12 protein-coding genes are annotated in these 12,942 nt (G+C 48.3%); 4 read left to right on the top strand and 8 right to left on the bottom strand.

The genetic code is table 11. From position 1 onward, the window contains the following. Position 1 precedes the first annotated feature (1 nt). Both IPG31_07905 and IPG31_07900 read left to right on the top strand, forming a co-directional pair. Positions 2-3,097: an efflux RND transporter permease subunit gene (locus IPG31_07905; protein ID MBK6618280.1), complete on the top strand. Its 3,096-nt coding sequence runs from the start codon at positions 2-4 to the stop codon at positions 3,095-3,097. 192 nt (positions 3,098-3,289) lie between these two features. After that, positions 3,290-3,640, top strand: a complete 351-nt coding sequence (locus tag IPG31_07900) for a hypothetical protein (protein ID MBK6618279.1) — start codon at positions 3,290-3,292, stop codon at positions 3,638-3,640. Positions 3,641-3,684: 44 nt separating this feature from the next. On the opposite strand, the gene IPG31_07895 is transcribed toward IPG31_07900, so the two are convergent. Together IPG31_07895 and IPG31_07890 are read right to left on the bottom strand one after the other, a co-directional pair. Beyond that, entirely contained in the window at positions 3,685-4,887 is a 1,203-nt protein-coding gene (locus tag IPG31_07895; protein MBK6618278.1) for an exo-alpha-sialidase, read from the bottom strand. Between the two features lie 68 nt (positions 4,888-4,955). Continuing rightward, positions 4,956-6,491: a class I SAM-dependent methyltransferase gene (locus IPG31_07890; GenBank protein ID MBK6618277.1), complete on the bottom strand. Its 1,536-nt coding sequence runs from the start codon at positions 6,489-6,491 to the stop codon at positions 4,956-4,958. Between the two features lie 274 nt (positions 6,492-6,765). Between IPG31_07890 and tsaD the strand changes: the two genes are divergently transcribed. Further along, positions 6,766-7,785, top strand: coding sequence for a tRNA (adenosine(37)-N6)-threonylcarbamoyltransferase complex transferase subunit TsaD (gene tsaD, locus IPG31_07885; protein ID MBK6618276.1), 1,020 nt, complete (start codon positions 6,766-6,768; stop codon positions 7,783-7,785). A 32-nt stretch (positions 7,786-7,817) separates the two neighbouring features. Here tsaD and plsY read toward each other — a convergent pair whose 3' ends face one another. Continuing rightward, the gene (gene plsY / locus IPG31_07880; protein ID MBK6618275.1) at positions 7,818-8,414 is read right to left on the bottom strand and encodes a glycerol-3-phosphate 1-O-acyltransferase PlsY; all 597 of its coding nucleotides are present in this window, start codon (positions 8,412-8,414) and stop codon (positions 7,818-7,820) included. A gap of 70 nt (positions 8,415-8,484) precedes the next feature. Here plsY and IPG31_07875 point away from each other — a divergent pair, with 70 nt between their 5' ends. Then, entirely contained in the window at positions 8,485-8,841 is a 357-nt protein-coding gene (locus IPG31_07875) for a dihydroneopterin aldolase (protein MBK6618274.1), read from the top strand. Positions 8,842-8,843: 2 nt separating this feature from the next. Here the strand turns inward: IPG31_07875 and queC are convergent, their stop codons facing one another. The 5 genes from queC to tolB form a co-directional block, all read right to left on the bottom strand. Then, positions 8,844-9,521, bottom strand: a complete 678-nt coding sequence (gene queC / locus IPG31_07870) for a 7-cyano-7-deazaguanine synthase QueC (GenBank protein MBK6618273.1) — start codon at positions 9,519-9,521, stop codon at positions 8,844-8,846. A 16-nt stretch (positions 9,522-9,537) separates the two neighbouring features. After that, on the bottom strand, positions 9,538-10,173 hold the full coding sequence (queE, locus tag IPG31_07865; protein ID MBK6618272.1) for a 7-carboxy-7-deazaguanine synthase QueE: 636 nt from the start codon (positions 10,171-10,173) through the stop codon (positions 9,538-9,540). Positions 10,174-10,257: 84 nt separating this feature from the next. After that, positions 10,258-11,073 (bottom strand): tol-pal system protein YbgF, encoded by an 816-nt coding sequence (gene ybgF / locus IPG31_07860; GenBank protein MBK6618271.1) that lies wholly within the window; start codon positions 11,071-11,073, stop codon positions 10,258-10,260. Beyond that, positions 11,073-11,582: a peptidoglycan-associated lipoprotein Pal gene (pal, locus tag IPG31_07855; protein MBK6618270.1), complete on the bottom strand. Its 510-nt coding sequence runs from the start codon at positions 11,580-11,582 to the stop codon at positions 11,073-11,075. Before pal ends, ybgF begins: the two co-directional genes overlap by 1 nt. A gap of 40 nt (positions 11,583-11,622) precedes the next feature. Further along, positions 11,623-12,912 (bottom strand): Tol-Pal system protein TolB, encoded by a 1,290-nt coding sequence (tolB, locus tag IPG31_07850; GenBank protein MBK6618269.1) that lies wholly within the window; start codon positions 12,910-12,912, stop codon positions 11,623-11,625. Positions 12,913-12,942: the final 30 nt, after the last annotated feature.

Below are 12,942 nucleotides of genomic sequence, written 5' to 3'. Positions count from 1 at the left end.
GATGATTTCTACCTTCGTGCGGACAATGCTGCAACAACGACTGGTGGTTGTCGTCGTTGCACTGATTTTTGTCGGATTTGGTTTTCAAGCCGCCCAGAAATTGTCGGTGGATGCTTTTCCTGATGTTACCAATATTCAGGTACAGATTGCCACAGAGGCAATCGGTCGTAGCCCCGAAGAAATTGAGCGATTGGTGACGATCCCGCTCGAAATTGCGATGACGGGCCTGCCGGGGCTGGAAGAGATGCGCTCCTTGAATAAAAGTGGCCTATCGATAATCACGCTGGTCTTCACCGACGAGACAGATGTCTACTTTGCTCGTCAGTTGGTGATGGAGCGTTTACTCGAAGTAGCCACTAGAATGCCGACTGGCATTACGCCGGTGCTTGGACCGGTTTCGACGGGACTGGGAGAGGTCTACCAGTATACGATTGATCATCCGGATGACGGTGAGCGTGCATTGACGGTTGAAGAGCTGACTGAACGACGTGTGGTTCAGGACTGGGTTGTCCGGCCGTTATTGCGCTCTATCCAGGGCGTGGCGGAAATCAATTCACAAGGGGGCTATGTCAAGCAATTTCATGTGCTCTCTGATCCCAATAAATTACGCCACTATGATTTGACGCTCAAACAGGTTGAGCGTGCGATTGCTGATAATAATGCTAATGCCAGCGGCGGCATTTTGCCATTGGGTGCTGAGCAGTATCTGGTAAGAGGTGAAGGATTAATTCGTAGATTGCAGGATATCGGTAATATTGTATTGACCGAGCAAAATGGTGTGCCGATATTTATTCGGGATGTTGCGGAAGTAAAATTGGGTACAGAAGTTCGGGCGGGCGCGATTATTAAGGGGGGGTATACCGAATCAGCTTCCGGCATTGTACTGATGCTCAGAGGCGGTAACGCCAAGGAAATCGTTGGGCGCATCAAGGAGCGTGTGGCGGATATCAACGCGCGTGGCTTGTTGCCCGGCGGCTTGCAGATTGTTCCTTATTATGATCGTACTGATCTGGTCGATGCGGCATTGTGGACTGTCAGTAAGGTGCTCATGGAAGGTATCTTTCTCGTAATCGTCATTTTGTTTGTATTTCTGGGGGATGTCCGTTCCAGTTTGATTGTGGTGGCAACTTTAGTCATCACGCCTCTGGTGACTTTCATGGTGATGAATCAACAAGGGATTTCTGCAAATCTGATGTCACTGGGCGGGCTGGCAATCGCAATCGGCCTGATGGTGGACTCCACTGTGGTGGTCGTCGAAAATGTTTTTCACCGGCTGGGACATAACGCCAATACCCAGAATGCGCGCCTGAATGCGATTGTCGGCGCGGTCAGCGAGGTGGGCGTGCCAGTAATTTTTGGTATCTGTATTATCATTCTGGTGTTCCTGCCTCTTATGACCTTGGAAGGAATGGAAGGCAAGATGTTTGGTCCGTTAGCTTTTACCATCGCGATTGCCCTGGCTGTTTCGCTGATTGTGTCGCTATCCTTATCGCCAGTACTATGTGCGTATTTTTTGAAGGGTGGCGCAGATCGTGATACCAGAATTATTGCCAAGTTGAGATCTGCTTACAAGTTTTTGCTTAATAGGGCATTGGCTAACCGGAAAACTACCGTTACGGTTGCGTTGGGTTTATTGCTTATTTCATTCTTACTCTTTCCATTTCTTGGCAAATCGTTTATTCCGATTTTGCAGGAAGGCTCACTGACCCCTCAGATTATACGTGTGGCATCGATTTCACTGGCGGAATCTGTCGAAATGGAAATGGAAGCAATGAAGATGATATCAAAAGTACCCGGTGTAACAAGTGTGGTATCCAAGCTGGGCCGTGGAGAATCGCCAGCTGACCCTGCGAGTCAGAATGAATCGGGTCCGATTGTTAATCTGGATCCAGATTCAGGTCGAACACAAGGTGAGATTGAAGCAGAGATACGAGAGGTCCTGACGGTACTTCCCGGCGTTAATATTGTGTTGTCTCAGCCGATTGCCGAGCGTGTTGATGAGATGGTCACCGGGGTGCGTTCACAAATAGCCGTCAAGATTTTTGGTAATGATCTGAAAGAATTATTGGTGTTATCAGAACAGGTATCCCGTATTCTGAGCAGCATTCAGGGGGCACGGGATATTCGTATTGAGCGACTTTCCGGGCAACAATCATTGACGATCGATATCGATCGTAATGCAATCGCCCGCAATGGCATCAACGTTGCGGACGTTAATGAGCTCATAGAAACCGCTATCGGTGGCCTTGTAGTTACACCTTTGTTTGAGGGTGAGAGGCGTTTTGACATTGTATTGCGTTTTCCAGAAAATGTCCGTAACAGCGTTGAGAATATCCGTAATTTACTGCTGCGTGCACCGGATGGCGCGGCGGTTCCATTGCATTCAGTCGCGGATATCCAGATTGTGGACGGACCCTCACAAGTTTCACGTGAAAGTGCCAAGCGTCGTGTTGTGGTCGGCGCAAACGTAGAAGGGCGTGATCTGGGAGGATTTGTGGCTGAAATACAGCAACGTGTTATGCAAGAGGTTGAACTGCCTTCTGGTTACTATTTTGAATGGGGCGGTCAGTTTGAAAATATGGAACGTGCAATGGCGACACTTTCAATCATTGTCCCAATAACCATCTCAGCCATTTTCTTTCTGCTATTTCTATTGTTTAATTCAATTAAGTTAGCTTCGTTGATTATTCTGGTTTTACCGTTTGCATCGATAGGTGGTGTCATCGCACTTTTTCTTACTGGAGAATATTTATCGATACCAGCTTCAGTGGGATTTATTGCATTATGGGGAATTGCTGTCCTGAACGGGGTGGTGTTGATCTCCTATATTCGCAAACTGCGCGAAGAAGGCGTGAGTGTGAAGGATGCTGTCATCAAGGGCTGTGAACAGCGCTTCCGCCCCGTGTTGATGACTGCAACCGTGGCGATGCTGGGATTGGTACCGTTTCTTTTTGCGACTGGCCCAGGCTCGGAAGTGCAACGGCCACTTGCCATTGTGGTGATCGGTGGACTGATTACCTCAACCTTATTGACGCTGGTTGTTCTACCCGCGCTGTATCGCTGGTTTGACGAACCACCCGTTAAACATCAGTTGTGATAGCTTGACAGTCTCAGGTGCTGTGCCGGAATAGACAACAAGACGAATGTAATACATTAGGTGGTGGAGACGGGTTCTGGCGTAAATTGATAGTGGAATGAGGAAAGCAGAATGAAAAAAAATAACTTAAAAATCATAATCATGATAGCTGGATTTGCGATTTGGTGGCATGCTCAGCCAGGATTCTCTCATATGACCACCAACAGCCTTACCGCTGCTGACGCAGTAGATTATTTTTTAGTAACCTGTGAAGAAACGGATAACGATCATTTATACCTTCAGATTGGGGATCTGGGCGTAGAGGATGGCAGACAATTCAACGTATTGGCCATTAAGGGCAGGGCTATTGTCAGTGTGACCAACCCTGATGGCAAAACCAGCAAGGCTGTCAGAGTTCCTGGAAATAAGGGTGTTTTTCATTTATATGTCAGTCAGACTGCGGGTGGTGACAAGGCAGCAAATTATCAGCTGACCTATCATTGCGAAGACGGTGATCATGTCCATCTGGATACGTCTACAACGACCCAGATGGATCAGCCCTGATACTTCTGCGAAATTCAGATCTTAGAAAAGAGTAAAGGATAATTTTAGTCGGCTGTGATTAGTTGAAAACCTTTATCGATACTATTCCAGGACAGAAAAATCTGTTTTCCATCAGTAATCAGTGCAGGATGTGCGGAATTTTGTTCGGACTCGGCGATAACTTTCGCGGCTGACCAGTGCATACCCCGATCAGATGATCGCATTACGGTAATTTGAGTTTTGGTGCCATCAAAGACTTTCCACACTAGCGCGACTTCTTTGCCCAGTGCCAGTACATCAGGGTAGCCGGGTAACTTGTCGTGATCACCTATTTTCCGGGGTTCGGAGAAAGTTTTTCCTTGATCATCCGACCACGCGTAGAAAAGACCGAAATATTTATTTCCCTGAGAAAACCAGGTCATGTGATACCGACCATCGCTACTGATCGATAAGGCGGGCCCATGTGTTGGACAACCTTCGATTTCCCAGTCATCAAAGGTTACCCGCCATGGTTCGCTCGGGAGTCCCTCGGCTGACAGTCGAAACATGCCGTGGTCGCGTATATTACCGGGATAGACGAAACGTGCCAGTATCACGACATTACCATCGATATCTTCTGCCATTGCGGTGCGACAGCATGAGCAGATATTTTTAGCAATACGATGATCTGACGGGAATGCCATTTCTTTTCTTGCCTTTGCCGATACGTGGTAAATCGACAAATCCCCGCCACCCTGCTGTTTGTATTCTGCCCGGTCGCGCGCATCATGCCACATGAAATGGACGTTTCCAGTTGTACCGACCAGCATTTCTGTCTGATAGTGATAGCTGGAATCTGCTTTTGAACTGATTTTGACCGGTTCACTGAAATGAAGTCCGTTCTCGGATTGACTGAAAAAGCTGGTGCTGCGTTGTAAATCATCGGCAAAATAGAGCACATAGACTCTTCCACCTTTATCGACGGAAATAGCCGGAGGATTTTCTTCCCAGGAATGAATGGGTTTGTCCACCGGGTTGACTCGAACCGGTGGACTAAAAGTCTTGCCATAGTCGGTGGAATAATCGATTTTTATTGATTTTTCGGATGGTACCAGACGCCATAGCCGCCCATCTGGACCAAATGCTGCTGCTGTGTATATGTGCTGATCTGCGTAGACACGATCTGCACGGAGAGGGAAACTGGCGGCCAGTAGCAATACCATCCACAGCCAGCATGTCCACAATCCGTCGCTGAAATAGGCACAGCGATATCTATTCTTAGTTTTCATTTCGGTTTTTATGTTTGGCATGGTGATCAGTTATAATTTTCTCGGCATGGTATTGAGCTTAGCTCCGTCTAGACTACCTGAAGTGCCTTGAGTATTGCTAAGTGATGATCTGCAAAAGTTTGCGCTTGTGCACTCAGTTCAGCAAGATTGTCCTCTGGCGTATCCAGGGTTTTGCCCTCCTTGATGATATGTTGACCCTGCAGAGTAAGCAAATGCCAGACATATTGCGCCCAGTCTTGCGGTGTTTTGTGATCTTGAGTAGCCGCGAGCATAAACAGCTGCTGAAAGCGCGGTATGGTTATTCCTCCACCAGTGATGGGACTGGCAAGATAGGAAATCTCATTACTACTGCGCGCCTTTGACATCAAGTGCAGATTGAGGTGTTTGCTGGTGATTTTTGTTTGTGTGATGGCAGCCTCATTCTGTGCTGGTGCGAGCGCACCGTTACCGGATAGCACCACAACCGCTTGTAGTAATTGTGCGAAGGTAATGTTCTGCTGTCTGACAGTCTGTTCCAGCTCGGCCAAGGATTGTGACTGATGACTGGCGAGCGCATCCAGTACCGGTGCGTAAACTGTCTCTTGCAGAGTGGCCTCACCAAGATGACCATTCGTTTTAAGATTGACTTGCGCACGTGGTTGTACCAGCACGCAGCGTTCAGCGCGTAACAGCTCAGCTTGCTCGAGTGTGCTTAACCGGCGAGCACCTTTGACCCAGAAATCGCGACGAAACTGCTGGTTTATGCAAAAGTCCCGTACCAGCTGGCTAAACATGGGGTGGGGAATATGCTTAAGGAGTGCCTGCTGCTCAGCGGTGAGGTTCAAGACATCGATATGGTCGAGATAATTTGCGGAGCAGGCATAATCGATCTTTGCCGGTGCAAGCCATTCGCTCATACGGGCAAAGCTCATTGGGTGCCAGTCACGATTGAAATATTCATGTGCAAGATAGTGGCGATTCTGATCTCGGATTTTTTTCAAGCGCTCGTTTACTTGTGGATTGGCACGAGCGAATGCCGGATTAGTGTCAAACAGCTTTCCGGCAAAATCCAGTGCCGTGTCGATGCGTTGCGAGATATCCTGACCCTTCATGCCGAGTACTTCGGTATGCCTGGCCAGCAGCTCGCGTAACGGTACCATCGCTGCCCATCCGGGTTGCGTGTTGTAACTGATGTAGAGTACGCCACCGACTTTGAGTCGGTGGCGAATAAATTCAGTGATGGATTGCCGGTTGTCATCAGAAATCCAGCTCCAGATACCGTGCAGACCAATAAAATCAAAATCTGGCAGATCGCTGCGTGCACAAAAATCAGCAAAAGCTTCATCAAAAAGATGCGCATTTGACCCAGACACCTGTGCTAATTCTTGTGCAAAACCAGCTTGAGCAGGGTTGAAATCCGTGCCATACCACTGAGTAGCCGAAGTGGCGGCATGAAGATTGATACTTATGCCCTGACCAAAACCCAGCTCACAGGCAGCATTCACTGTCGGTGGGCGTATACCGGCATAAAGGAGCGCAAGACGCATGCGCAAGGGATTGAGTTCTGGATAGTATCCGTGGGTATAAGTAATATCGGCTACATAGCCGTCAGTCCAGTCAGTCATGATCCTGAGTTCCTTGGTTAAATAAGCGAAGTATTTTTACCGGAGATTATTTGGTGTCGTTCTGACCTGGTGGAACGATAATTCGGGGAACGTCACGATAAAGTTCTTTCGAGGCATAACGATACCGGGCTGATTTTTAAGCGTTCAATCAGTGAGACTGGCGTCATGCTACCATAGAACCCGTGTGGTCTGCACCGCAAGGATATGCGGTTCAGGTCAGTCTGTTTCCTGTCAACCAAGAGTGACTATTGATGAAATTGAGAATCTATTGAGTATGATTATTCTTGGATTAGAGACATCCTGTGATGAAACCGGGATTGCGCTTTATGATGTCGAGCATGGCTTGTTGGGTCACGTGCTTCATTCCCAAATCAGTTTACATAGCGAATATGGAGGTGTGGTACCGGAACTGGCTTCCCGCGATCATATTCGTTGGATTTTACCGCTCATTAAAACATTACTTGAGCAAACCCAACTATCCCTGGAAGCGGTCAGTGCTATTGCCTATACGCAGGGTCCGGGTCTGGCCGGAGCGTTATTAACTGGGGCGAGTGTGGGCGCATCACTGGCGTATGCATTAGGAATTCCGGCGGTTGCTGTGCATCATCTTGAGGGTCACCTTTTGTCACCGCTGCTATCCCACCCAGCGCCAGCCTTTCCCTTTGTGGCCTTGCTGGTGTCTGGCGGGCATACTCAACTCATGCGGGTGGAGAGTGTCGGACATTATCAATTGCTGGGAGAAACAGTAGATGATGCCGCAGGGGAAGCTTTTGACAAGACAGCCAAGCTACTGGGACTGGGTTATCCCGGTGGTCAGAGATTAGAAGAAATGGCGCGGACAGGTAACCCAGGAAAATTCAAGCTACCACGCCCGATGTTGCACAGTGGGGATCTCAATTTCAGTTTTAGTGGATTAAAAACGGCGGTCGCGTTACTAATTAATCAGCATGGGGTGGATAAGGAGAGTCATGCGGATATTGCATTGGCTTTTGAGGAAGCAGTAACAGATGTTTTGGTGGCAAAATCGATAGCTGCTTTAAAAATGGCGGGGCTGCGACGCCTGGTTGTGGCTGGTGGCGTGGGTGCCAACACACGATTACGGCAGAAACTGGTGCAGCAGATGAAAGTGGATGGTGCAGAGGTTTTTTTTCCTGAATTAACATTTTGTACTGATAATGGAGCCATGATTGCGCTTGCCGGAGCGCTGCGCTTGCAACATGCTCAGCCGCTACCCAAATGTAATGGCAGTTTTAGCGTTAAGGCTCGCTGGCCATTGGCTGAGATAACACGGTGATATGGATATCTGCATACAGTGGTTGCTGCCTTTTACTTGCCGATGCGTGTTTCCGTGCCAGCAAATAGATTGACGATATTGGAGCGATGGCGAATCATCAATAAAATTGAAATAATCAGTACCGTTACGGTCAGAACAGAGTTTTGTAACAGCCAGTATGTATAGATCGGCGCCAATAAAGCTGATGACAGGGCGGCCAGTGATGAAATCCGTGATAATAAAGCTACGGTTATCCAGGTCAGAATGGTGAGTGCGCCTAGCCATGGACTCAAACCGAGCAACACGCCCGCAGCAGTTGCAACGCCTTTACCTCCGCGAAACTTCAGGAAAACCGGATACAAATGGCCGATAAAAACGGCCAGCATCATTGCGGCCACCAAAGTAGCCTCTTCTCCGCGAGGTGTCGTAAAATGATGGGCAAGCACGATGGTGAGCCATCCCTTGCCTGCATCACCCAACAAAGTCAGAATTGCCGCGCCTTTTTTCCCGGTACGTAAGACATTCGTTGCCCCTGGATTGCCGGAGCCATAACTACGTGGGTCCGGAAGTTTGCATATCCGGCTTGCCACGATAGCGAAGGGAATGGATCCCAGTATGTAGGCAGTTATGATTAAGAATACTGTCAAGATGTCCATCCTTTCGTCATTAGATTAAAATCTGGCATCACCCACCTTATTAGTCACTCTGGTCACGCCTCAAATGGATATTATTTTTCTTAAAACCTTCAGAATCAAAACATTAATTGGAATTTATCCTTGGGAGAAAAAAATTCCTCAAACGATTGAGCTGAATCTTGAAATCGGTTTACCATCAAAACAGGGCCATTTGATGGATCGGATAGAAGATACGCTGGATTATGCGAAAATTGTGGAGCGTATCCGTGCCATGCTTACCGGACAGCATTTTTCTTTGCTGGAAACGCTGACCGAAAATATCGCGCAGATGATTCTGACAGAGTTCCAGTCTCCCTGGGTGAAAGTGAGTGCAGCCAAACTGGATGTGTTGGAAGGAGTTCAAAAGCTGGGTATAGCCATTGAGCGAGGCAAGCGGGAATAAACTCATTTTTCCTGATAACGGGTTGGATCATCTATCTCCGCTGTGATGAAACCGGCGCGGCGTATGCGGCAGGCGTCACAATATCCGCAGGCATATCCGGATTCATCAGCCTGGTAACAGGATACGGTCAAACTGTAATCCAATCCTAGAACGATGCCTTTCTGGATAATGGTGGCTTTTGACCAATTTAGTAAGGGTGCATGAATTTGGAAATGCTCTCCTTCTCTGCCGGCTTTGGTTGCGAGATTGGCCATATCTTGAAATGCAGCCAGATAATCTGGCCGACAATCGGGATAGCCGGAGTAATCAACTGCGGTTATCCCAATAAAAATATCACGACACCGCAATACTTCTGCCCATGCCAGGGCAAGAGACAGCATGATGGTATTTCGTGCAGGTACGTAAGTAATCGGGATTTCGCCCTGTTTTGTTTCCATGGGTAGCGCGGTCGAGGGATTAGTTAGCGCGCTGGAGGCGAGGGTGGTTAAATCCAGCTTGATGAATTGATGATCTGTTACCTGCATCAAATTACCCACATCCGCAGCTGCCTGCAGTTCAGCACGATGGCGTTGACCATAATCCATGCTCAACGCATAACAGAGAAAATCGGCCTGGCGTGCGATAGCGAGCGTAGTCGCTGAATCCATGCCGCCGGATAATAATACAACTGCTTTCTTCATGCGGGATACTTCGGATTCATTTGCCCGCACACTCTCCCCAAATCAGTTTGTGCAGCTGTAACTGCAGGCGAACAGGTAGTTGATCCTGCAAAATCCAGGAAGCCAGAGCGGCCGGATCAAGCTGCTGAAAAACGGGTGAGAATAATATCGGGCAAATTTGATCAAGTTTGTTATCGTGTATCACTTGTTTAGCCCAGTGGTAGTCGTTTTGATCGCACAGCACGAATTTTAATTCATCCCGTGCAGTAAGATATTTAAGATTTTTCCAGTGATTTCTTTCGACTTCACCAGAGCCAGGTGTTTTGACATCAACAATGCGAGAAACACGGGTGTCTACACGGGATATATCGAGTGCACCACTGGTTTCAAGTGAAACGGAATAACCAAGATCGCAGAGTGATGTTAGCAGGAGCAGGCAATTAATCTGGGCAAGTGGTTCGCCGCCTGTAACCGTTACATATTGGGGTGAAAAGAGAGCAACCTCACTGATCACGCTATCGATTGACATCGATGTGCCACCAGAAAAGGCATAGCTGGTATCGCAATAACCACAGCGTAGCGGGCATCCTGTCAGACGGATAAATACCGTAGGTAATCCAACCCGGGTGGTTTCTCCCTGAAGGGAGTGAAAGATTTCGGTAATACGCAGCATTGGGCTGTTGATGAACAGGCTGAATTGACGGCTAGAGGGCTAATTGATTCAGTTTACAGCAGGCTGTCAGTTTTTCTGAGAGAGCTATTGCTTTATTGATCCATAACGTACTTTGGCTTTTAGGGCAGCTCCACTATCAGGATAACGGGAAATAAGGTCTTGGAGCGTTTTCTGGGCGGCAGCGCCTTGTCCCTTTTCTGTCTGGCTGCTGGCCATGTTGAGGAGTGCATCGGGAACTTTGGGACTGGCAGGGTAAGTCTCGATTAACCACTGTTGCGCGGCAATAGATGCATCAAAATCACGCTGGGCGTAATGTGAGTTGCCTATCCAGTAAGCGGCAGCGGGTGCCAGCTCAGACTGTGGATAGTGTCTTGTAAAAGATTCAAATTCGGCGATAGCCGCAACATAATTGCCATCTTTAAACAAGTTGTATGCCGTGTCATAGCGGCTGCGCTGTACTGCATCAGGTGGTTGCAGCCTGCTCCCGTTGTGTTCTGATATCGTGCCAGGCGCAGCAGCTTGTCTGTCGTGATTAGCCGATCCTGTGGGTGGCGCAATATCGTTGATCCTATTTCCGGGATTTTGCAGGGATGCGCCAGTTTCCAGTGCGCGTAAACGACTATCCAAATCCAGGTAGAAATCCTTTTGTTGCTGGCGCAAAGTCCGATTTTCTTCCTGAAGCTCCTCCAGCTGGCCACGTAATTTACCGAGTTCGATCCTGATTGTCTCGCCCTGGGTATGCAGTTCAATTAAGGCTTGTCCAGAGAGTGTATTTTCAATGTTGTCGATGCGTGCTTTCATGGTTTCTATTTGTTCACGCGCATAGGCGTCATCAAATAATCCAGCAAAGCATAGATTACTACCCAGGCACAATAGTGGCAGGAAAGCACGCAACCGCATTAATATTCTCCCTGATAGAGAATGTCAGTGCGACGATTTTCTGCCCAGGAGGACTCGTCACTGCCCATTGCGCGTGGTTTTTCTTCTCCAAGACTGACAGATTCAACCTGCCCATCTTTGACACCTGATAACAGCATGATGCTTTTGACGCTGTCTGCACGGCGTTGACCCAGCGCAAGATTATATTCGCGACTGCCTCGATCATCAGTATTGCCTTGAAGCAATACCTGCGCACCACTGTTGTCACGTAAATAAGCTGCATGTGCTAATACCAGGTCACGGTACTCACTGGTGACGCTATAGCTGTCGAATCCATAGTAAACACTGCGGCGCGACAGGATATTATTGGGATCTTGCAGTGGATTCATCCCAAAACCAGATCGCCCGTCATTGCCATCCATGCCACTTTTATTATCAAAGTAATCGTTGTTATCGCTGGTGGCTACGGGTTTGGTACTGGAACAAGCAGTTAATGCCAATGCTATAAATAAACTAAAAATCAGTTTCATTTTTTTTCCTTCAAAGAATGTTTAATTAGTACTGCATAAATTACCGCTTCCTCGGTAAAGGCCCCCACTTCGGTTCACGTATGTCGCCCATATCCGGGGAAAGCCGTTGTTTCATTTGCCCGTCTACTGAAACGAGCGACAATATACCACGCCTGTTGATTTCAGATGCGTACAGTATCATACGGTTATTTGGGGAAAAACTGGGGGATTCATCAAATCTGGAATCACTCAATATCTGCACTTGGCGGGTAGCCATATCTTGAACCGTAACGTTGAATCCCCCCGCATGACGGCGTATATAAGTCAGCATTTTTCCATCGGGACTGACGCGTGGACTAACGTTGTAGTCGCCTTCAAAAGTCAGGCGCTCGGCCCTGCCGGCATTCTCCCCGGATGCTGGCATGCGGTAGATTTGCGGGCTGCCGCCCCGATCAGAAGTAAAGATGATCCAGCGGCCATCTGGAGAAAATGTGGGTTCTGTATCGATACTGCTGCTTTGTGAGAGCCGTTGCAGTCCACTGCCATCCGCGTTGATCAGGTAGATTTGAGACCCCCCCTGCTGTGACAGAACAACCGCCAGTTTGTTGCCATCTGGTGACCAGGCGGGGGCGCTGTTACTTCCCTTGAAGTTGGCAACTGCATGGCGTTCGCGCGTGGCCAATGTCTGCACATAAACGATCGGTTTCTTCTTTTCAAAGGAAACATAGGCAATTTTGCTGCCATCTGGCGACCAGGAAGGGGAAATAATCGGTTCGCTATATTCAATTAGCGAGCGCGCATTAAATCCATCGTAATCTGAAACCTGAAGTGCATACTGATTGCCTTGCTTTCGGACAAAAGCGATGCGGGAACTGAAAAAACCAGGCTCGCCCGTTAAAGCTTCATATATAACGTCAGCGATTCTATGGGAGAGGGCACGTAATTGGTCGGTTGTGACGATGGATGAAAATCCTGCCAATTGAATGCGTTTGGCCACATCCAGCAGGCGGAAGCGTACATCCAGGCGGCCATCTGGCTGTGCTGAGATACTGCCAATCACCAGCGCGGCCGCATTCCGGTTCTGCCAGTCGGTATAGTTGACTTGATCAATTTCATGTGGAGCAGTCCCAAAAGTATCAACCAGCTTGAATAAGCCACTCCGCTCCAGGTCAGCCGCTACAACGGCTGAAACCCGTTCCGGGAATTGTGTTTCGGCAGCGAAAGGCACCAATGCAATCGGAATCTTACTGGCGCCTCCACCGTATATTTCGATATTCAGTGCGGCGTGTAAGCCTGTCGTAGTACTAACCAGCAGCACCAGTAGGATACAAATCAAGTTACGTAAACGCATGGCGAAGGTTCTCAAAAATCTTTTGGAAAG

Source organism: Nitrosomonas sp. (genome assembly GCA_016703745.1).
GTDB lineage: Bacteria > Pseudomonadota > Gammaproteobacteria > Burkholderiales > Nitrosomonadaceae > Nitrosomonas.
This window is presented reverse-complemented; position numbering and strand designations above follow the sequence as displayed.